Origin of the sequence: Streptomyces sp. NPDC127197, assembly GCF_042672405.1 — a bacterium.
Taxonomy (GTDB): Bacteria; Actinomycetota; Actinomycetes; order Streptomycetales; family Streptomycetaceae; genus Streptomyces; species Streptomyces flavusporus.
In genome coordinates this window covers 83,581-103,405 of sequence record NZ_JBHXVG010000017.1, presented here as the reverse complement: position 1 = coordinate 103,405, position 19,825 = coordinate 83,581, and the positions used below count along the sequence as shown (strand labels likewise).

Below are 19,825 nucleotides of genomic sequence, written 5' to 3'. Positions count from 1 at the left end.
GCAGGGGCTGGCAGGTGGGACGACGACAACTCCGTACGCGCACTGGACAGTTGACGGTCGGCGTCAACATCCTCGATGGAGACAGGTGCACGACACATCCGTACCGCGGTTCACTCCTCGGAAGGTGGCGCCCGTGAAGTTCAGCTACGCGATGCTCCCCGACTACCCCCTCGCGGAGTCGTTGGACTCCATCCGACTCGCCGACGAACTGGGCTTCCACGCCTGCTACGCCGCCGACGAGACCTGGCACAAGGACCTGTGGCTGCTCTTCGCCGCGGCCGCCGGGCAGACCCGGCGGATCCGGCTGGGCCCGAGCGTGTCCCCGGTGACGCTGCGGGAGCCGACGCTGATCGCGCAGGCCCTCGCCACCCTCGACGAACTGTCCGGCGGGCGCGCCGAGGGCGTGCTGTCCAGCGGCAACTTCGGGCTGCTGGCGCAGTACCGCATCGACTGGGCCCGCACGCGACCGCTGTCCCGGGTGAAGGAGGCGCTCCATGTGGTGCGCACCCTGCTGGACGAGGGGAGCATCACCCACGACGGCGAGTTCTTCTCGTACGACGGGTTGTTCACGTTCGCCCGGCCGGTGCAGAGCCGGGTGCCGCTCAAGCTGGGGGCGATGCGCGGGCCGAAGTCCTTCGAGGCGGCGGGTGAGCTGTCGGACGGCTGCCACCACGCGCTGAGCTACACCCGCGAGGCCTACGACTACGCGGTGCGGCACATACGCGCCGGGGCGGAGCGCGCGGGCCGGGACTGGCGGTCGCTGGACATCGGGGCGTGGGTCGTCTTCGCGACCGGGCCCGACTCCGCGGCCGCCAAGGACGCCGCCCGCAGCATGGTCGGTATCTATGCCTCCTCGATGCCGGAGGAGCAACTGCGCCGCAACGGGGTGGACCCGGGCGAGCTCAAACCGGTCGTCGACGCCATCGCCGCGGGTGATCTGGCCCGGGGCATCGAGCTGACCACGCCGGAGATCGCCGAACGCCTCTCCATCGCGGGTACGCCCGAGGAGTGCCGGGACAAGATCCTGCGGGAGATCGCTCCCAGCGGGGTGAACCACATGATCTGTGCCGTCACCGACCGCACGCTCGTCAGGGCGTTCACCGGCCGGGACCTCGCAGAGGTGGCGGACGTGAACACCCAGCTCCGCCTGGTCCACGACCGGATCATGCCCGCGTTCGTCCGAGGCGGTGACGCAGACATGGCAGAACGGCCCGGTCGCTGAGCCGTTCGAGGAACTTCGGGGACCCGGGAGGCGTTGCCAGAGGGAGGCCCGGGAATGCTCGCGGGCGACCGGAACGACATGGGCTGAAGCCGAGGTGGCACGGATGGCGATGTGGGATCGGATCAAGGACCAGGCCAAGAGTCTGCAGCAGCAGTCGCAGGGAATGCGGGGCTCCGGCGGACACGGGCGGCCGGGTACCGGGGGATCGAAGGCCCAGCTGGTGAGCACGCTCAAGTCCCAGCTCACCTCGCTCAAGACGGAGCTGAAGAGCGGCGCCTACCGGGACGCCAGCATGGCGATGTGCGCCCTGGTCGCGGCGGCGGACGGGCATGTCGACCCGACCGAGCGTCAGCATGTGGAGTCGCTGATCCTGCACAACGACGTCCTGCAGAACTTCCCGCCGGAGCAGCTGCGCCAGCGGTTCAACAAGCATGTCGACCAGCTGGCGTTCGACTTCCCGCAGGGCAAGAGGGACGTCATGCAGGAGATCGCCAAGGCGGCCAAGAAGCCGACGGAGGCCAGAGCGGTCGTGCAGACCGGCTTCGTCATCGCCGGTGCGGACGGCTACGTCGCACCGGCCGAGGAGCAGGTCCTGCGCGAGGCGTGCTCGGTGCTCGGGGTGTCTCCCCAGGAGTTCGGCCTCTAAACCCGGGGCGACTGCAGCTGGGGGGCGCGTGGGTGTGACGGGTTTGCTCGGGCGGTCGGTGCGGCTGCCCGACTGACCCCTTGCGCTCGCACGTTCCGGTGGTCGCCGTTGATCACGCTGTTGGGGTGCGGCGGCGCACCTTATCCAGGACGTATGGATGAAGTGCGCATCGCTGACCGTCATTCCCCCTTCACCAGGCGGAAGTTCACCGCCGCGACCACCGCGGCCGTCGGGATCGGCGCGGCGGGACCGGCCGTCGCCGCACCCGCACGTCCCCGCGAGGCGCCCTGCCCGCCGAGATCCACCGCCGACTGGGCCACCTGCCTCGCGGTCGCCCGCGCGCTGCTGGTCGTCGACGACGACAACCGGCCGCTCGTGCCGGCGTACCAGAAGATCCTCGACACCGGTCTGCCCCGGCCGAAGACCGGCAACGCCAAGAAGATCCTGGTCGTCGGTGCGGGGCCGGCGGGTCTTGTGGCGGCCTGGCTGCTGAAGCGGGCCGGGCATCGCGTGACGCTGCTGGAGGCCAACGGCAACCGGGTTGGCGGCCGGATCAAGACCTTCCGCACCGGCGGACACGAGCAGGCGGCGCAGCCGTTCGCCGATCCGCGGCAGTACGCGGAGGCCGGAGCCATGCGGATCCCCGGGAGCCATCCGCTGGTGATGTCCCTGATCGACCAACTGGGCGTCGAACGGCGGCCGTTCCACCTTGTGGACGTCGACGGCGAGGGAAAACCGGTCAACCGGGCGTGGCTCCACGTCAACGGCATCCGCGTGCGCCGCGCCGCCTACGCGCGGGCGCCGCGCAGGGTCAACCGGTCCTTCGGGGTGCCGCGCACGTACTGGGACACACCGTCCGCGACCATCCTGCGCACCGCCCTGGACCCGGTGCGCGACGAGTTCAGCACGGTCGGGCCGGACGGCAGGCGCGTCGACAAGCCCCTGCCCGAACGGGTCGAGGGGTGGGCGCGGGTCATCCAGCGGTACGGAGACTGGTCCATGTACAGGTTCCTGACCGAGCAGGCCGGCTTCGACGAACGCACGGTCGATCTCGTCGGCACGCTGGAGAACCTGACCTCGCGGCTGCCCCTGTCGTTCATCCACAGCTTCATCAGCCAGTCGCTGATCAGCCCGGACACCGCGTTCTGGGAGCTGGTGGGTGGTACGGCGACGCTGCCGGACGCGCTGCTGCGGCAGGTGAAGGACGTCGTGCGGATGGACCGGCGGGTCACGCACATCGAGTACTGGGACCCGGACCGGCGCGGCGACGTCTCCCACGTCCGGGCCGGCGGGCCGCACGTGTGGGTGGACACGGTGTCCGAGGGGCGGGACGGCAAGGTCGTACGGGAGGAGTTCACCGGGGACCTCGCGATCGTGACGGTGCCGTTCTCCGGGCTGCGGCAGGTGCAGGTCAGGCCGCTGATGTCGTACGGCAAACGGCGTGCCGTCGCCGAGCTGCACTACGACAGCGCGACCAAGGTGCTGCTCGAGTTCAGCCGCCGGTGGTGGGAGTTCGGGGAGGGGGAGTGGAAGCGGGAGCTGGATGCCGTACGGCCCGGCCTGTACGAGGAGTACCGGAAGGGGAAGGCGCCCGCCGACGGGAGTCTGCTCGGCGCGCATCCCTCCGTGCCGGCCGGACACATCACCCCGGCGCAGCGCGTGCACTACGCCGCCAACCGCTGGGCCGCGCGTGAGCAGCCCGAGGCCGCGGACATCGTCGGCGGCGGCTCGGTCTCCGACAACTCCAACCGCTTCATGATCAATCCGTCCCATCCGGTGGCCGGCAGCCGGGGCGGGGTCGTTCTCGCGTCCTACAGCTGGGCCGACGATGCCTCCCGCTGGGACTCCCTCGACGACGACGCCCGCTACCCGCACGCCCTCAGAGGGCTGCAACAGGTCTACGGGCAGCGCATCGAGGTCTTCTACACCGGCGCCGGCCGCACCCAGAGCTGGCTGCGCGACCCGTACGCGTACGGCGAGGCGTCGGTGCTGCTCCCGGGCCAGCACACGGAGCTCCTGGCGGCCATCCGCAGCCCCGAGGGACCGCTGCACTTCGCCGGGGACCACACCTCGGTCAAGCCGTCCTGGATCGAGGGCGCGGTGGAGTCGGGGGTGCGGGCCGCGCTGGAGGTGCACCTGGCCTAGGCACAGCCGTACGAGAAGTGGGCCCGCCGCCTCCCACGCGGTGGGCCCGCCTCATGGCGTGGGCGTATGCACAAGGGCGGGAAATCTGTGCAGGAGCGTCACACAGGCTGCACACAGCCGCGGGAATCCCTCGTTAGCGTTGCTGGCCGTTCGGCGCTGTCAACTCAGGAAGACCGCAGATGGACTACTGGCGGATGGACTACTGCTCCTCGTGCCGTCGGCATCTCAACGGCGCCCTGGTGTGCCCCGGTTGCGGCGCCTACGCCCCGGACATCGCTCCGGACCCGGCCGGCACCGCTCCCACGGACCCGCCCCCGGAGACCGTCCCGCCCGCCGAGACCGACGGCGCGATACCCGCGCCGCAGGGCCGGGCGGCGCGGCGGCACCAACGGGCCCGTTGGAAGAAGAGCCGGCGCAAGGCCGTGATCGCGACCGCCGTCGCGCTCGTCGGCGGCGGACTGACCCTCGCCGCGATGGACCGGCACTCCGGCGACGGGGCGCAGGCGGCGACGGCGCAGGACGAGGTGAGCCTGGGCGCCGCGGAGCGGCCCACGGCCGAGCGCGACCGCCCGTCGACCGCCCCGCCCGAGACACCGCGTTCCTCCCCGACGGCTCCCGCCTCCGACCCGGCGCGGCAGCGGCCCGGCGCGCCCCGCACCACGCCGGAGAGCACCCGGGCGGACGCCCCCGTCATGCCCCACCCGACAGGCCCGACGACGCAGACGGAGTCCGTCGTCCCGTCCCTGCCGCTGGTTCCGCAGCAGCGCGCCGACTCCCCGGCCTCCGGCGCGACGCCCCCCGCCACGACCGCTCCGACGTCCGACCCCGCGGACAGCGGCGGTACGGACCCGGGCACCACCCCGTCGACTCCGGCACCGGCACCGACCTCGCCGTCGTCCCCGGACTCGCCGGACTCGCCGTCGTCGCCGGAACTCTGCCTGCTCGTCATCTGCCTCGGCGGCTGACCGCGCCGGGCGGCGTCACGTCGTCACACCCGCTGGTGGTGCGGGTACTGCGTCGCCAGCGCCCAGATGACGAAGAAGTCGATGGCGATCAGGATCATCGCCCAAAGGGGCGCGTACGGCAGGAAGAGGAACTGGGCGATCAGGCTCAGCGAGGCCAGGGCGATACCGGCGAAGCGGGCCCAGCCGGCGCCCTTGAGGATGCCCCAGCCGGTGACGAGGGCCACGACGCCGAGGACCAGCAGGATCACTCCCCAGCCGGTGAGGTTGATCTCGTAGACGTAGGAGCCGATCCGGGCGTACACGTCGTCCTCCGCGATCGCGGCGATGCCCTGGAAGATCGCCAGGATGCCGTTCAGCGTCATCAGGACGCCGGCGAAGTGGATGCCGCCGGTGAGTGCGCCAGGGGCGCCGGGCGGCGGAGCCGGGGCGGCCCTGCGGTGCGCGGTGTCCCAGACCGGCGGCTCGTTCGCGTGCGGCTGGTCGGTCATGGCCGGGCTCCGTCTCTGTCCTGCATTGCCCTGAAAGGCTCTTGCTTCGAGGATCCGGGCCGGTCCCGGCCGCCACCACGGGACGTACGCCATCCGGGTGACCGCCATGCGGATGCGGGGTCGCGCGGGTGGGCCTTCACTGGAGTGGAGGACGCATTCAGGGAGGCGACATGGCCCGTTACCGGACCCGGTGGTGGGCGGTCGGAGCGGTGCTGGTGGTGGCGGTGGGCGCCGGGCTGACCGGTTGCACGGACAACAACGACACCGAGCCGCTGCCCACCGATGCCGCCTCGGCCGTGGAGTCGGCCGCCTCGCAAGCCTCGGACTTCTGGGCGTCGGCGACCGCCGAGGCCGAGCGCAGGATCGACGAGATCACCAAGGGCATCGACGTCAGGGACGACGTCACCCTCGGCAGGCCGACGACCGCCGACGACGGACGGACCACCGTCGAGGTCACCGCCCGGAACACCACCGACTCGACGAAATCCTTCATCGTGCAGGTCGACTTCAACAACCGGGACGGCGACTTCCTCGACACCGTCGTCGTCACCGTCTCCGACGTCCGGGCCGGCAGGAGCGGCGAGGCCACCGCCCGCAGCACCCACAGGCTGTCCGGCGACGTAGAGGTGGAGGTCGCACGGGCCGTGCGGTACTGACCATGGGCGAGACGGCGACCGCGGTGACCTTCACCGAGCAGGACTACGCCGCACGCATGCACCGGGCGGCGCGCGACGCGGCCGCCGTCGGGCTGTCCGGGCTGCTGGTCACGCCCGGTCCGGACATGGTGTGGCTGTGCGGCTACCGGCCCCCCGCGATCACCGAACGCCTCACCCTGCTCGTCCTCACCCAGGATTCCGAGCCCCGCCTGCTGGTCCCGGCACTGGAACGCCCGGACGCGACGGCGGCCCCCGGCGCCGGTGCCCTGCGGATCACGGAGTGGTGGGACGGCCAGAACCCGTACGCCGCGGCGGCCGGACTCCTGCGCCCCAACGGGCGGTACGGCGTCGGCGACGCGACCTGGGCTATGCACCTGCTCGGCCTCCAGGAGGTGCTGCCGCTGACCTCGTACCGCTCGCTGAGCGTCGCGCTGCCGATGCTGCGGGCGGTGAAGGACGCGCACGAGGTGGAGCGGCTGGCCGCAGCGGGGGCGGCCGCGGACGCGGCGTACCGGGACATCCTGTCGGTACGGTTCGCCGGGCGCCGGGAGCGGGACGTGGCCGCCGACCTGGCCCGGCTGCTGCGCGCACACGGGCACAGCCAGGTCGACTTCACCGTCGTCGGCTCCGGTCCGAACGGGGCGAACCCGCATTACGAGGCGGGCGACCGGATGATCCAGGACGGCGACATGGTCGTCCTGGACTTCGGCGGTCTGAAGGACGGCTACGGCTCCGACACCACCCGCACCGTGCACGTCGGCGAGCCCACCGCCGAGGAACGCAAGGTGCACGACATCGTGCGGGCCGCGCAGCAGGCCGCGGTCGATGCGGTACGGCCGGGCGTGGCATGCCAGGACATCGACCGGGTGGCCCGGTCGGTGATCGAGGACGCCGGGTACGGCGAGTACTTCGTCCACCGCACCGGGCACGGCATCGGCGTCACCACCCACGAGCCGCCGTACCTGGTGGCGGGCGAGGAGCAGCCGCTCGTGCCGGGCATGTGCTTCTCCGTCGAGCCCGGCATCTATCTGCCGGGCCGGTTCGGCGTCCGGATCGAGGACATCGTGACCTGTACGGAGCACGGCGGCCGCCGCCTGAACGACACCCCGCACGAGCTGGTCGTCGTCGACGGAGCGGCTGCTGCGGGCCGGTGAAGGCGGGGCAGACCCGGGTCACAGTCCCAGCCACGCCGTGGTGTCCGGGCCCAGGCGTCCGTCGGGCTCCAGGGGCGCGCTGGTCAGCAGCGGCTCCCCCGGCGGCATCGGTACGGGCGTGCCGGACAGGTTGGCCACACAGCGCCAGCGGTCGGAACGGGTGAACTGCAGGACGCCGGGCAGGGTGTCCTCCGCCCAGGTCAGCGTCTCGCCCTCGACCAGCTTGCGGCGCAGCCGCAGGGCTCTGCGGTAGAGCTCCAGGGTGGAGCCCTCCACCCCGTCCTGGACCTGGACGGCGTACGACGCGAAGCTCGCCGGCTGCGGCAGCCAGGCGCCGCCCGCGCCGAAGCCGTGACTGGGACCGGTCGTCGTCCACGGCAGCGGCACCCGGCAGCCGTCGCGGCCCTTGCGGACCCGGCCCGTCTGCTCCCAGATCGGGTCCTTCAGGACCGCGGTGGGCAGGTCGGCGACCTCGGGCAGGCCCAGCTCCTCCCCCTGGTAGACGTACGACGACCCGGGCAGCGCCAGCATCAGCAGGGTCGCCGCCCGCGCGCGCCGCAGCCCGGCCACCGCGTCGATCGCGGGCGCGGTGCCGCCGGACAGCAGCCAGGCGTTCTCGTCCGTGCCGGGCGGGAGCATGAGGCGGGAGGTGTGGCGTACGACGTCGTGGTTGGACAGCACCCAGGTGGCCGACGCGCCGGCCGCGCGGGCGTCCGCGAGCGAGTCGGTGATGACCCGGCGGATTTCTTCGGCGTCCCAACCTGCCTGCAGATACTCGAAGTTGAAGGCCTGGCCGAGTTCGTCCGGGCGGGCGTACCGGGCGCGGCGGGCGCCCGGGACCCAGGCCTCGGCGACCGCCATACGGGGCGGGGAGTAGGCATCGAGAATCTTCCGCCAGTCGCGGTAGACCTCGTGGACCTCGTCGCGGTCGTAGAAGGGATGGGTGCCGGGGGCGAACTCACTCAGCGCCTTCTCGTCGCTCAGCTCGGGCGCACCGAGGTCGCGCAGCGGCTCGCTCAGGTCCTTGGCGAGGGCGTGGGCGACATCGACGCGGAAGCCGTCGACGCCGCGGTCGGACCAGAACCGCAGGGTGGTGCGGAAGTCGGCGCGGACCTCCTCGTTCTCCCAGTTGAGGTCGGGCTGCTGGGGCGCGAAGAGATGCAGGTACCACTGGCCGTCCGGTACGCGCCGCCATGCGCTGCCGCCGAAGACGGACTGCCAGTCGGTGGGCGGGAGTTCGCCGTGTGCGCCGCGGCCGTCCCGGAAGACATAGCGTTCGCGGGCGCCGGAGCCGGGCCCGGCGCGCAACGCCTCCTGGAACCAGACGTGCTGGTGGGAGGTGTGGTTGGGGACGATGTCGACGATGACCTTCAGGCCCAGGCGGTGCGCCTCGGCGACCATCGCGTCGAAGTCGTCGAGCGTGCCGAGGCGCGGGTCGACGTCGCGGTGGTCGGCGACGTCGTAGCCGCCGTCGGCGAGTTCGGAGGGGTAGAAGGGGCTCAGCCACAGGGCGTCCACGCCGAGGGCGGCGAGATGGGTCAGGCGCTGGGTGATGCCCTTCAGGTCACCGAGCCCGTCGCCGTCCGCGTCGGCGAAGCTGCGCGGGTACACCTGGTAGATCACGGCCTGGCGCCACCAGTCGGGGTTCTTCGGGGAGAGGTCGGGCGTGGTCACTCGGTCTCCTCTGCTGTGCGGGCGGCTCTGCTTGCGGGCAACAGGAGGACTCTGTCCAGTCGGCCGGAAAAGCGAACGTCGCCATGCGGCGGAGTGACGGATTCCCCCTGTGACGGAACGGTGGGGGTCATCGGGAGAATCGTTGAACTCCCCGTCCGTTCCCGCAGGTTGACAGCGTTCTGCCGGGCGACCCACCATGTGCTCACACTGTGGCGCATGTGACCAGTGAGCCCAGTGTTCCTACGACGACCAATCACCCTGTGTACACCCATGTACACGCCACGATGGGATACGCATGTCCATAGCGAGACGTGTCACCATGCGCCGCCTGCTGGGGACGGGCGCCGCGTCGCTCGCCCTGTGCGCGGCCTCCGCCTCCGGTGCCTGGGCCACCGGTTCGCCCGGCGGCGGTGACGGCTGGGAGGCCGGCGGCCAGTACAAGCCCGGAACGGGCGCGGGAACGGTCACGGAGACCGACCGCTGCCAGTTCTCGCTCGACGGCACGACCTTCCACGACTCCGTCAAGGTCGACGACGTGAGCCTGCGGCCCAGCGACGACGGCAAGGTCCACATCCAGGTCCGCACCGCCGGTGACGCCACCACCTGCACGGCCTCCCTCGCCTCGTACCTCGCCCACGGCGCCACCTTCGCCACCTCCGGCGAGCAGGTGTTCGTCGACTTCGACACCGTGACCGTGAAGCCGGGGCAGACCGACTCGCTCGACATCGCGGTCCCGGACGCGGGCTGCTTCGCGCAGGTCGACCTCTACCGCGGCGCGGTGAAGTACGACGGCGAAGACCCCGACATCGGCGACGGCTTCGAGCACGGCGACCTGCCCAAGGGGCCGGACCGCCCGGTCATCAAGGACAAGCTGATCGCGGCGTGGAACGGCGGGACGAAGGACTGCACGGCGACCGAGACGGAGCCGCCGTCGACGCCGACTGTTCCTCCGTCCACGCCGGAGTCTCCCGAACCGTCGGCTCCCGCTGAGACGACACCGGAGGCGACGGAGCCGGAGGAGTCGACGCCGGCGGAGACCGAGACGCCGTCCGCTGAGGAGTCGACGACAGCTCCGGCGAGCGAGCCCTCCGCTGCGGGCGGCGGCGGGGACCTCGCCGAGACCGGCGCGGACGGCAACACGATGCCGATCGCGATCGGCGCGGCGGTACTGCTGGCGGGCGGCGCGGGCATCGTGCTCGCCACGCGGCGTCGGCGGGCTGCCCGCTCCTGACGTTCCCTTGGCCCACCCACCCGGCTCGCTGAGTTGGTGGGTGGGCCCTTTCGTATCCGGCTGGCGCGTGTGGTGTCGGCGGTGCTGCTCAGGCGGTACGAGGAGTACGACGATGACGACGGCCACGGGCACCAGCACGGCCCCGCCGGTCCGCGCGTCGCCTGGCTCCTGACCCTGCCCGCCCTCGCCCTGCTGCTCTTACGACGTGAGCCCCGTCGCCGGACTGGCGGTCAAGTCGGTCACCGGCGCCGGCTGCGTCGGCACGGCAGGGTATTCAGCCGTGGGAATGTGACACTCCCCGCGAAAGTGTCACACTCTCCGGGCCTTACACCGTGGCCCCGGGGCCGGGAACCCGCGGTTTCGGGTGGCCTCGTACGGGTAGTCGGGCCTCGTTTCCGGGCGGGTGGTGGGGGTCCGCCGCGGCGTCGGAGGAGGGAGTCACCGTGCGGCCCAGGGACGAGCCGGAGTCGGCGTGGGCCGCCGACGCGTTCGCCCACGGGGTCCGGGGCGCCGATCCCGGAGAGATCCCGGGAAGGGTGTGCCGTGTCGCGGTCCGGCTGCTGCCCGTGACCTGCGCGGGCGTGTCGCTGTGCAGCGACGGCATGCCCGTGCCGCTCAGCGCCAGCGACGCGCGGGCCGCCTACCTGATGGAGGTCCAGGCCACCCTCGGCGAGGGCCCCTGCCTGCACGCCGCGCGCACCGGCGCCCCCGTCATCGCCGCCGACCTGGCGGGCCGGGACGCCGACCGCTGGCCGGTGTTCGCCCAGCAGGCGACCGCGGCCGGCGTACGGGCCGTGTACGCACTGCCGCTCGGCGACGACTCAGGGTGTGTGGGCACGCTCGACCTGTACCGCGACAGCCCCGGCGGCCTCAGCGCCCGCGAACTGCACACGGCGTATCTCATGGCCGGCGTCATGACGGTCGCCCTGATGACGGCCCTGCCGACCGGCGAGGAGAACGGCAGCCGGCGGGCGGACGGCCCCTGGCTGAGCGAACTGGCCACCGAGCACGACGAGGTCTACCAGGCCGTCGGCATGATCATGGCCCAGCTCCGCGTCGGCTCGGACGAGGCACTGGCCCGACTGCGGGGGCATGCGTTCGCGCGGGGCAGGACCGTCCTCGATGTGGCGCACGACGTGGTGACCCATCGTGAGCGGTTCGAGCGGGACTGACAGGGCGCACGGGCCTCACACCAGTGCCCGGCCCTGCTTCCTGACCTCCGCGATCCGTTCGGCGCCCAGTTCGGCCGCCTCATGGGTGACCTCCATGTACACCTCACCGAGGCCGCCGTGCGTGAGGGTGAACGCGTCCTCGCCCACCCGTACCGCGGCGACGTCCAGGGTGAGGGTGACGGGCTCGTAGTCCGTGTCGTCGGTGACGGTGATCCGCAGGCCCTGCCGCGCGTCCCCGACCTCCGGAAGCTCCGCGTCGAAAACCTCCACCCTCCGCTCCACCCCGCCCGCGGTCGTCGCCGTGAACTCCCCGCACTTCTCCGGCAGCGTCTCCAGCCAGGCCAGCGTGCGGTCCACGTCCGCCGCGCGCTGAGTGGTCACCTGGTGGCGCAGCTGGGCCCCCTCGTCCCCGTCGTCCAGGCCGGTCACCGCGCGGGCCGGGGCGCCGAGCAGTTCGTCGGCGTAGAGCCCGTCGAGGAGACGCCCGCAGTCGCGCCGGTCGGCGGGAGCGGAGGCCTTGAGGAACGCGTCCCGCCAGGTCGCCGTGCCCTGCGTCGGCGCCCATGGCTCACCCAGGTCGGCCTCTGTGATCAGCGCGGACCGGGCCTGGGCCTCGGTGAGGGCGGGCACCCCGGTGGCGGACGGCGGTGTGGCGGAGGCGACGGGCGATGCGGAGACGGCGGCCTGCCGGGCCGCCCAGGGTTGCGCACCGGAGCAGCCGCCCACCGTCAGCAGCGCGCCCGCCGAGAGGGCGGAGGCGAGGAGGGTGCGGGCGGCCGGGGGTCGGGTCATTTAGATGCCTCCAGGGGGACTTTCCGACAGTCGTACGCCCACGGCACCACTGCCTCCGGCGGGGTGCCAGCGGGGCCGGGCCGTACGGGTGAGCAGCGTTGTGGGCGCACCTGAAACGCACTCCTGGCTGCGTGTGCATCGGCGTGCGCCCGTACCGACGGCGGCCGATCCTGGACACATACGTGAGCTCGAACCGGCCCGGAAGGTGAACGTCACCATGAAGACGCCCCAGATCGTTTCGCCGCAGGAGTGGGAAGATGCGCGCCGGCAGCTGCTCGAGGAGGAGAAGAAGCTGACCCGCGCCCGTGACGCACTGGCCGCCAGGCGGCGCAGGATGCCGTGGCAGGCGGTGGAGAAGAAGTACGAGTTCGACGGACCCGAGGGCAGGGTGAGTCTGCTCGACCTGTTCGAGGGCCGTCGTCAGCTGATCGTCTACCGAGCCTTCTTCGAGCCCGGCGTATCCGGCTGGCCCGACCACGCTTGCGTCGGCTGCTCCATGCTGGCCGACCAAGTCGGCCACCTCGCCCATCTGAACGCCCGCGACACCACGCTCGCCTTCGCGTCGCGTGCACCGCAGCCGGACATCGAGCGGGTGAAGGCACGCATGGGCTGGGCGATGCCCTGGTACACGATCATCGACGATTTCGACACCGACTTCGGTGTGGACGAGTGGCACGGCACGAACGCGTTCCTCCGCGAGGACGACCGAGTGTTCCGCACCTACTTCATCAACGCCCGCGGCGACGAGGCCATGGGGAGCCTCTGGAGCTACCTCGACATGACGGCACTCGGGCGGCAGGAGACCTGGGAGGACTCGCCCGAGGGCTATCCCCAGACCCCGCCGTACGAGTGGTGGAACTGGCACGACGAATACGGGACGGCCGCCGAGCCGGCGCAGGAGTAGATGGACACGACGCGCCGAGGCCCCCCGAGGGCACCATGACTGAGCCCTCCGCCCGCCCTCACGAACGAGCTCGGGTATGCGCCCGCGGCGCAGCTGCTGCCGACACCACCGGAGTGCGGGCCGTCGCCCGTAGACGTCGGCCGCGCCGCGTCAGTCCCCACGGCTTGAGGACCGAGATCACCGTCATGAAGACGTACGCGGACAGGGAGACGACCGGCCCGAAGAGCACGTCGCCGGCGTCGGGCAGCGGGCCGCCCGCGGCGACGGCGGTGACCGCCGAGTTCACGCCCGGGCGCAGCGCGAAGACCGTGGCGGTGGTCGTGGCCAGGGTCAGCCAGAACTTGGTGTAGACCCATCGATGCCGCGCCAGCCCCCACGCCGTGCCCAGCGACAGGAGCAGGCCGCTGAGGAGGGTGAGGAACGCGACGGGGAGCAGCAGCCAGTTGGCGAAGAGCTTCATGGCCCGGACGGAGGCCTCCACGGTCACCGCGGACCCGGTGGTGGTCGCGGTGACCCCGAGCGCGAGCAGCCCGAGCGTGAGCCCGAGCCAGCTCGCGGAGGCGGCCACATGGACGACGAGGGAAGCCCGCCGTGCGGGCCGGTTCAGTTTCATGCCAATACCGTGCCGGGCAGGAGCGGCGACGACGTCTGACAGCGGGAGTAACCGCGCGTACTGGCCTCGGCGTACGGACGGCGTACGGGCGTACATCGGCGTACGGACGCGCGGAGGAGAGCCGAGCGCCCACCGAAAATCCTTCGCGCGTATCGCCGAGCCCCCGTTACCGTCACCCCATGAAGCGTGCCCACCCGTCTCTCACGACGACGCCGGAGAGTGTCCCGGCGCGCTGACCACTGACGACGTAAAAGTCGAAGCCCCGGGGCGAGTGCCCCGGGGCTTCGTCGTCCCCTGGCGGTTCCTCGCCCCCCGAGCGAGGGAGAACCCTGTGCACGACCACCGCCGCCTCGGCCGCGATCTCGACCTGTTCGACACCGATCCCCTGATGGGTGCCGGACTGCCGTACTGGCTGCCCGACGGGGCCGTCGTACGCCACACCCTGGAGGAGTACATCCGCGAGGCCGAACGCGCCGCCGGCTACCGGCACGTGTACTCGCCCGTCCTCGGCAAACGGGAACTGTACGAGATCTCCGGCCACTGGTCCCACTACAGCGACGACATGTTCCCGCCGATGAAACTGGGCGCCGAGGAGGTCGTCCTGCGCCCCAGCCTCTGCCCCCATCACGCCCTGATCTACCGCTCCCGCCCCCACAGCTACCGCGAACTCCCCCTTCGCATCGCCGAGTTGGGCGGCATGTACCGCTCCGAACTGTCCGGCGTGCTCGGCGGCCTCACCCGGGTCCGGGCGATCCATCTCAACGACGCGCACATCTTCTGCACCCTGGAGCAGGCCGTGGACGAGGCCCGCGCCGCCCTGGAGCTGATCCGCCGCGCCTACGCCGACCTGGGCATCCGCGCGGCCCGCCACCGCCTCTCCCTGCCCGCGGAGGGCGGCAAGTACGTGGCCGACCCGGCCCTGTGGCAGCGGGCGACCGCCCTGCTCGAGGAGGCCCTCGACGCCTCCGGCCTCCCCTACGAGTCCGCGCCGGGTGAGGCGGCCTTCTACGGCCCGAAGATCGACGTACAGATCGCAGACCCGGCCGGCCGCGAGACCACCCTCTCCACCGTGCAGATCGACTTCCACCAACCCGCCCGCTTCGACTTGCACTACACCGGTCCCGACGGCGCGAAACACTGGCCGGTCATGGTCCACCGCAGCATCATCGGCAGCGTGGAACGGGCGGTCGCACACCTCATCGAGCAGCACGGCGGCGCGTTCCCGCCCTGGCTGGCGCCGGTACAGCTGGCGATCCTTCCGGTGTCCGAGGCGCAGGAGGAGCGAGCCACGTCCGTCCTGAACCAGGCCACCGCGCAGGGCGTCCGCGCGGAGCTGCACGGCCCCGGGCAGGGCAGCCTGGGGGCCCGGATCCGGGCGGCGCGGCTGGTGCCGTACCAGGCGGTGATCGGGGCGCGGGAAGCCGACGGCGACCTGGTGGCGGTACGGCTGCGGGACGGCCGCCGGCCAGGGGCGGTACCCGCCGCTGAGCTGCTGCGGCTGATCGCCGCCCGCGTCCGGGACCGGCGCTCCGAGCTGTGGGAATCCGCGTAGGGTCACTGCCGTAGGGCAACAAGGCCCGGGTGAGAGGAGTCTGGACGTGACCGGTCAGCCCATCCCGGTGATCATCGACTGCGACACCGGCATCGACGACGCCCTGGCCCTGCTGTTCGCCGTACGGCACCCGGGCCTGGACCTGCGCGCGGTCACCTGTGTCGCCGGGAACACCGACGTCGACGGCGTGGTCCACAACACCCTCACCGTGCTGGAACAGGCCGGTGCCCCCGGCATTCCCGTCGCCCGGGGCGCCGAACGCCCGCTGATCGAGGCACCGCGCTCCGCCCGGCACGTCCACGGCCACGACGGCATGGGCGACCTCGGCCTGCCGGCCCCCACCCGCAGGCCGGTGGACGTCGACGCGGTGACCCTTCTGCGCCGGGAGATCCTTGCGTCCCCCCGCCCGGTCACCCTCATTCCCACGGCGCCCCTGACGAACATCGCCCTGCTCCTGCGCACCCACCCGGAGGTGACCCGCAACATCGAACGGATCGTCTTCATGGGCGGCGCGGTGACCACGGGGAACGCCACGCCGGTCGCCGAGTTCAACGTCTGGCACGACCCGGAGGCAGCGGCGGTCCTCCTCACGGCCGGCGTGCCGATCACGATGTACGGCCTGGACGTCTTCATGCGCGTGGTCGTCCCCGCCTCGGACGTACGGCGACTGCGCGCAAGCCCCGAACCGGGCGCCCGCCTCGGCGGTGAGCTGCTCGCCCACCGGGGGCCCGGCACCGAAGAGGACCCGGCGGGCGGCCTCGGCGACGCGGGCGCGGTGTGCGCGGTCGCCGACCCGGCCGGACTCACCACGCAGCCGCTGCCGGTGGAGGTCTCCCTCGCCCCGGGCCCGACCCGGGGCCAGACCGTCGTCGACCGCCGCCCCCGCCCCGGCGAGTCCGAAATCCACGACGGCACACGCGAACAGCCCCTCGTCGACGTCGCGTTGGACGTCGACGAGGAGCGGTACGTGAAGCTGTGGCTGTCGGTGGTGGAGGGGTTGTGAACAGGTGGCGATGGACGGCACTTGAGCATGTTTTGGTACGCATGAGTGAGCCTCCGGGCAGCGGCAGGCCCACTCCCCGGCGGGGAACGAGAGTTCTTGCGTCGAATGCGTGACCTTCGCCGGTGGTGGTCGTTGAGTGCGGTGACGGATTTCTGCGGCACCGGGCCGGGGGTGAAGGGGGGGGTGGACTGCGGGAGGTGGCGGCGCCGTTCGTGGTGCCGGGCCCCTCGGGGGTGGCGATCCGTACCCGGCTCAAGCACTTGAGCGCCGCAGACGAGAAGGTGCTTCGCCTGGTCGGTGACCACCTCGGTTCGCTCGCCTCCCGTGATCTGAAGGCACGGTGCGCGGCCGGGCTGGAGCACGACACCGAACAGTGGGCGCAGCGTAAGCGTGTCCTGACCGAGGAGTCCTCCTCGCGCTGGGCCGGGTCGATCACGAAGGCCACGCACGATCAGTGGGCGCTCGCCCGGCGTGGTCAGCTCGCGCACATCCAGAGCCTTCAGGCCGGGATCGAGACGATCACGCACCGGCTGTCCCTGCCCGTGGGAGCGAGGGGCACCAAGCAGGCGCCGGGCGGCTACCGCACACGGCAGGAGTGGTTCGCCAAGTCCCGCCGCCTGCACCTGCTCGAAGACCGGCTTCAGGCAGTGCGGGCCGACTGGGAGGCCGGGGTCGTGCATGTGGTGCGCGGCGGGAAGCGGCTGCTGAACACCCGGCACAACCTTCAGGAAGCGAAGCTCACCGAGGCCGAGTGGCGCAAGCAGTGGGAGGCCGGGCGCCGGTTCCTCCAGGCCGATGGCGAGTCCGGCAAGCCGTACGGCAACGAGACCATCCGCGTCACCGACGACGGCGAGGTCTCGATCAGGCTCCCGGCGCTGCTGGCGCACCTGGCGAACGCGCCGCACGGCCGGTACGTGCTCACCGCCCGCGTGTCGTTCGCGCACCGGGGCGAGCAGTGGGCCGACCGCGTCACCGCCGACCGGGCCGTCGCCTACCGCATCCACGAAGACGTGGGCCGGGGCCGCTGGTACCTGACCGCGTCGTGGACGATCCCCCCGGTCCAGACGGTGCCGCTGGAAGCGGCCCGCGCGCACGGCCTGATCGGGGTGGACACCAACGCTGACCACCTCGCCGCCTGGCGCCTCGACGAACACGGCAATCCCACGGGCGAACCACTCCGGTTCGGCTACGACCTCACCGGCACCGCCGAACACCGCGACGCGCAGGTGAGGCACGCCCTGATCCGCCTGCTGCACTGGGCCAGACGCCACGGCCTCGCGGTCGCGATCGAGGACCTCGACTTCGCTACGGAGAAGACCCGCGAGAGGCACGGCCGCCGCAAACGCTTCCGCAAGCTCATCTCCGGCATGCCCACCTCCCGGCTGCGGGCCCGGCTCGCGTCCATGGCGGCCGAACTCGGCATCACCATCGTCGCCGTCGACCCGGCCTACACCTCAAAGCGGGGCGCCCGGCACTGGCAGAAGCCGCTCACCACCAAGACCAGGAAGACCAGGAAGACCACTCGCCACGACGCTGCCGCCGTGGCGATCGGCAGGCGCGCCCTGGGGCACCCGATCCGGCTGGGGGTACCTCCCAGGCCCTTAAGGCACTGGGGGAGGACGGCACCGCCCCGCACCCACCGGAGCGATCGTGCGGGCATCGGACCGCCCAGGCCCGACCGGGCGCCCCAGGGCGTGAGGGAAACCGCCCCCGCATCCCCGGACCACGGACACGATCCGTGCGCACCGGACGCGGCGAGAACGCGGTCGACCAGAACGCCCAACACCGTTCGGGGCGTTCGGCTGAGCATGAGTCTTGGCAACAGGACTCACTCCCGCTCAGTCTTTAGGAACGGTCGCGTGCAGCGCGGCACAGGCCCTAGCCGTGCCGACTGTTCCCCGTCGGCTGCGTGGATGCCGACTCCGCCGCCCGAGCCGGCCCCGCGTTCGCCGCGGTGATCAGTGCAGCGGCCGCGATGACGGCTGCCACGGCTGCCCTGGCGTAACGGGCGGAAGGGCGTCCGTGGCGGGCGGATGTGGGTCCGGGCACGGGAACCTCGCAACGACAGCGACGGATTAAGCGGCCTTAATCTCATTCATAACCTAGGGGGTCGGGCCCTTCAATCGGAAGAGGAGCAAGGAGAGTTGAACAACCACTTGTGTAAGTCGGCTTACTGGCATGATGAAACGCATGGCGAACCGGGACGACCCCGAGACCATCGGGCGCAGAGTGCAGCAGCTGCGGCATGAACGTGGTCTGACGCAGAGGCAGTTGGCCGAGCCTGCCTACACCCCGGCGTACATCTCCACCCTCGAGGCCGGCCGGGTCCGCCCCTCCGACGAGGCGTTGCGGCATCTCGCCGACCGGCTCGGTGTCGCCTTCGACGAGCTGGCCACCGGACGCCCGGCCCGTCTCGCCACCGATCTGCGGCTGCGGCTGACCGAGGCGCAGCGCACCCTCGCCACGGGGGCCGCGGAGGAGGCGGCCGAGCAATACGCCGCGCTGCTCGTGGAGGCGGAGCGGTACGGATTGGTGGAGGAGCAGGCCACCGCGTTGCTGGGGCTCGGCGAGTGCGGCTTGGACACCGGCGATCTGATCGCCGCCCGCCACCACTTCGAGCGCGCCGAGAAGTCCCTCGCCGAAGCCGACGCTCCGCTCCCGGCCCGGGTGCCCGCGATCCGCGGCCGGGCGGTGTCCCACTACCTGGCCGGAGAGCTCCGTTACGCCGTCTATCTCCTGGAGTCGACTCTCGACGAGCTGAACCGTGGTGGACTGCACGATCCGGACGCGCTGCTTCTGCTCTACGCCGGGGTCATAGGCCCGTACATGGACATGGGCGCCCACGCGCGCGCCGCGCAGGCCGCCGAGTTCGCGCTCACTCTCGCGCCACAGGCAGGCGACCCGGCGCTGGTGGCACGGATGCACCGTCAGGTCGCCCGCACCCTGGTCGCCGAGGGCCGGCTCGCCGAGGCCGACGCCTCGCTGGCCAAGGCCGCCGACATGTACCGCCAGCTCCAGATCCGTACGGAACTCGCCAACTGCCACTGGATGCGCGGCTACGTCTACGCCCAGAACGGCCGGCTGGAGCGCGCCGAGGAGGAGCTGCGGGCCGCCCAGACGATGCTGTCCGCCAAGCGCGCCGCCCTCTACAGCAGCCAGGTCGCCGTCGAACTCGCCGACGTACTGCACCGGCGCGGCAAGTCCGACGAGGCCGCCGCCCTCCTGAACGACGTCCTCGGCGACCTCTCCTCCGAGCGCGGCGCCGTGCACGCCGCCGCCGCGCACCGCCTGCTCGGCCGGATCGCCGAGGACGCCCACGACACGGACGCGGCCGAGGAGCACTACGTACGCGCCCTCAGCCTGCTGGAACGCGCGGGCGCCGCCGGTGACCTGGCCGACCTGTGCCGGCTGCTGGGCGATCTGCTGCGCCGCACCGGCCGGGTGGAGGCGGCCCTGGACGCGTACCGCACGGGGCTGGGCCACCGTACGGCCCCCGGCACCACCACCCTGGGGCCGGCCCCCGCACAGCCGCCTCTTTGACGAACCCCGGCCGGCGCACAGCGCCGCCGGTTAGCCTGCCTCCGGAATCGAGCAGCGGGACGAGGCGC

Annotated in this window: 16 protein-coding genes and 1 pseudogene; 13 read left to right on the top strand and 4 right to left on the bottom strand. The window is 72.0% G+C overall.

The window, feature by feature from the left end; genetic code table 11:
* Nucleotides 1-133: 133 nt before the first annotated feature.
* From ACFVJQ_RS25440 to ACFVJQ_RS25425, 4 genes are all read left to right on the top strand, one after another.
* The gene (locus tag ACFVJQ_RS25440) at nucleotides 134-1,222 is read left to right on the top strand and encodes an LLM class flavin-dependent oxidoreductase (RefSeq protein ID WP_385511681.1); all 1,089 of its coding nucleotides are present in this window, start codon (nucleotides 134-136) and stop codon (nucleotides 1,220-1,222) included.
* A gap of 103 nt (nucleotides 1,223-1,325) precedes the next feature.
* Nucleotides 1,326-1,868, top strand: a complete 543-nt coding sequence (locus ACFVJQ_RS25435) for a tellurite resistance TerB family protein (RefSeq protein WP_385511679.1) — start codon at nucleotides 1,326-1,328, stop codon at nucleotides 1,866-1,868.
* 153 nt (nucleotides 1,869-2,021) lie between these two features.
* Nucleotides 2,022-4,013 carry a flavin monoamine oxidase family protein gene (locus ACFVJQ_RS25430; RefSeq protein ID WP_385787167.1) on the top strand — a complete coding sequence of 664 codons (1,992 nt, stop codon included), beginning with the start codon at nucleotides 2,022-2,024 and terminating at the stop codon, nucleotides 4,011-4,013.
* A 179-nt stretch (nucleotides 4,014-4,192) separates the two neighbouring features.
* Nucleotides 4,193-4,978 (top strand): hypothetical protein, encoded by a 786-nt coding sequence (locus ACFVJQ_RS25425; protein WP_385787164.1) that lies wholly within the window; start codon nucleotides 4,193-4,195, stop codon nucleotides 4,976-4,978.
* Nucleotides 4,979-5,001: 23 nt separating this feature from the next.
* On the opposite strand, the gene ACFVJQ_RS25420 is transcribed toward ACFVJQ_RS25425, so the two are convergent.
* Nucleotides 5,002-5,466 carry a hypothetical protein gene (locus ACFVJQ_RS25420; RefSeq protein ID WP_385511675.1) on the bottom strand — a complete coding sequence of 155 codons (465 nt, stop codon included), beginning with the start codon at nucleotides 5,464-5,466 and terminating at the stop codon, nucleotides 5,002-5,004.
* A gap of 170 nt (nucleotides 5,467-5,636) precedes the next feature.
* On the opposite strand from ACFVJQ_RS25420, the gene ACFVJQ_RS25415 reads away from it, so the two are divergent.
* Both ACFVJQ_RS25415 and ACFVJQ_RS25410 read left to right on the top strand, forming a co-directional pair.
* Nucleotides 5,637-6,122, top strand: a complete 486-nt coding sequence (locus ACFVJQ_RS25415) for a hypothetical protein (protein ID WP_385511673.1) — start codon at nucleotides 5,637-5,639, stop codon at nucleotides 6,120-6,122.
* A gap of 2 nt (nucleotides 6,123-6,124) precedes the next feature.
* Nucleotides 6,125-7,276, top strand: coding sequence for a M24 family metallopeptidase (locus ACFVJQ_RS25410; protein WP_385511672.1), 1,152 nt, complete (start codon nucleotides 6,125-6,127; stop codon nucleotides 7,274-7,276).
* Between the two features lie 18 nt (nucleotides 7,277-7,294).
* Here the strand turns inward: ACFVJQ_RS25410 and ACFVJQ_RS25405 are convergent, their stop codons facing one another.
* Nucleotides 7,295-8,950: a glycoside hydrolase family 13 protein gene (locus tag ACFVJQ_RS25405; RefSeq protein ID WP_385787160.1), complete on the bottom strand. Its 1,656-nt coding sequence runs from the start codon at nucleotides 8,948-8,950 to the stop codon at nucleotides 7,295-7,297.
* Nucleotides 8,951-9,245: 295 nt separating this feature from the next.
* Between ACFVJQ_RS25405 and ACFVJQ_RS25400 the strand changes: the two genes are divergently transcribed.
* Both ACFVJQ_RS25400 and ACFVJQ_RS25395 read left to right on the top strand, forming a co-directional pair.
* Nucleotides 9,246-10,181: an LAETG motif-containing sortase-dependent surface protein gene (locus tag ACFVJQ_RS25400; protein WP_385511669.1), complete on the top strand. Its 936-nt coding sequence runs from the start codon at nucleotides 9,246-9,248 to the stop codon at nucleotides 10,179-10,181.
* 443 nt (nucleotides 10,182-10,624) lie between these two features.
* Nucleotides 10,625-11,353 carry a GAF and ANTAR domain-containing protein gene (locus ACFVJQ_RS25395; protein ID WP_385511668.1) on the top strand — a complete coding sequence of 243 codons (729 nt, stop codon included), beginning with the start codon at nucleotides 10,625-10,627 and terminating at the stop codon, nucleotides 11,351-11,353.
* A 15-nt stretch (nucleotides 11,354-11,368) separates the two neighbouring features.
* Here ACFVJQ_RS25395 and ACFVJQ_RS25390 read toward each other — a convergent pair whose 3' ends face one another.
* Complete coding sequence (locus tag ACFVJQ_RS25390) at nucleotides 11,369-12,145, bottom strand: hypothetical protein (RefSeq protein ID WP_385787155.1); 777 nt, start codon at nucleotides 12,143-12,145, stop codon at nucleotides 11,369-11,371.
* 217 nt (nucleotides 12,146-12,362) lie between these two features.
* Between ACFVJQ_RS25390 and ACFVJQ_RS25385 the strand changes: the two genes are divergently transcribed.
* On the top strand, nucleotides 12,363-13,049 hold the full coding sequence (locus ACFVJQ_RS25385) for a DUF899 domain-containing protein (protein ID WP_385511666.1): 687 nt from the start codon (nucleotides 12,363-12,365) through the stop codon (nucleotides 13,047-13,049).
* A gap of 58 nt (nucleotides 13,050-13,107) precedes the next feature.
* Here the strand turns inward: ACFVJQ_RS25385 and ACFVJQ_RS25380 are convergent, their stop codons facing one another.
* Nucleotides 13,108-13,662, bottom strand: coding sequence for a DUF2269 domain-containing protein (locus ACFVJQ_RS25380; protein WP_385511664.1), 555 nt, complete (start codon nucleotides 13,660-13,662; stop codon nucleotides 13,108-13,110).
* 271 nt (nucleotides 13,663-13,933) lie between these two features.
* On the opposite strand from ACFVJQ_RS25380, the gene thrS reads away from it, so the two are divergent.
* The 4 genes and pseudogenes from thrS to ACFVJQ_RS25360 all read left to right on the top strand — a co-directional run bounded on the left by thrS (nucleotide 13,934) and on the right by ACFVJQ_RS25360 (nucleotide 19,757).
* The gene (thrS, locus tag ACFVJQ_RS25375) at nucleotides 13,934-15,214 is read left to right on the top strand and encodes a threonine--tRNA ligase (protein WP_385787152.1); all 1,281 of its coding nucleotides are present in this window, start codon (nucleotides 13,934-13,936) and stop codon (nucleotides 15,212-15,214) included.
* A 46-nt stretch (nucleotides 15,215-15,260) separates the two neighbouring features.
* A complete protein-coding gene (locus ACFVJQ_RS25370; protein ID WP_385787149.1) occupies nucleotides 15,261-16,217 on the top strand; it encodes a nucleoside hydrolase in 957 nt (318 codons plus the stop codon).
* Between the two features lie 197 nt (nucleotides 16,218-16,414).
* Nucleotides 16,415-18,066 (top strand): annotated as a pseudogene (locus ACFVJQ_RS25365) (IS200/IS605 family accessory protein TnpB-related protein).
* A gap of 341 nt (nucleotides 18,067-18,407) precedes the next feature.
* Complete coding sequence (locus ACFVJQ_RS25360; RefSeq protein WP_385787146.1) at nucleotides 18,408-19,757, top strand: tetratricopeptide repeat protein; 1,350 nt, start codon at nucleotides 18,408-18,410, stop codon at nucleotides 19,755-19,757.
* Nucleotides 19,758-19,825: the final 68 nt, after the last annotated feature.

What these genes read in the sequence shown, in the direction of transcription:
- ACFVJQ_RS25435 (WP_385511679.1), top strand. Translation starts at nt 1,326, where the DNA reads ATGGCGATGTGGGATCGGATCAAGGACCAGGCCAAGAGTCTGCAGCAG.
- ACFVJQ_RS25415 (WP_385511673.1), top strand. Translation starts at nt 5,637, where the DNA reads ATGGCCCGTTACCGGACCCGGTGGTGGGCGGTCGGAGCGGTGCTGGTG.
- ACFVJQ_RS25430 (WP_385787167.1), top strand. Translation starts at nt 2,022, where the DNA reads ATGGATGAAGTGCGCATCGCTGACCGTCATTCCCCCTTCACCAGGCGG.
- ACFVJQ_RS25360 (WP_385787146.1), top strand. Translation starts at nt 18,408, where the DNA reads ATGGCGAACCGGGACGACCCCGAGACCATCGGGCGCAGAGTGCAGCAG.
- ACFVJQ_RS25380 (WP_385511664.1), bottom strand. Translation starts at nt 13,662, where the DNA reads ATGAAACTGAACCGGCCCGCACGGCGGGCTTCCCTCGTCGTCCATGTG.
- ACFVJQ_RS25385 (WP_385511666.1), top strand. Translation starts at nt 12,363, where the DNA reads ATGAAGACGCCCCAGATCGTTTCGCCGCAGGAGTGGGAAGATGCGCGC.
- ACFVJQ_RS25400 (WP_385511669.1), top strand. Translation starts at nt 9,246, where the DNA reads ATGTCCATAGCGAGACGTGTCACCATGCGCCGCCTGCTGGGGACGGGC.
- ACFVJQ_RS25425 (WP_385787164.1), top strand. Translation starts at nt 4,193, where the DNA reads ATGGACTACTGGCGGATGGACTACTGCTCCTCGTGCCGTCGGCATCTC.
- ACFVJQ_RS25390 (WP_385787155.1), bottom strand. Translation starts at nt 12,145, where the DNA reads ATGACCCGACCCCCGGCCGCCCGCACCCTCCTCGCCTCCGCCCTCTCG.
- ACFVJQ_RS25410 (WP_385511672.1), top strand. Translation starts at nt 6,125, where the DNA reads ATGGGCGAGACGGCGACCGCGGTGACCTTCACCGAGCAGGACTACGCC.
- ACFVJQ_RS25420 (WP_385511675.1), bottom strand. Translation starts at nt 5,466, where the DNA reads ATGACCGACCAGCCGCACGCGAACGAGCCGCCGGTCTGGGACACCGCG.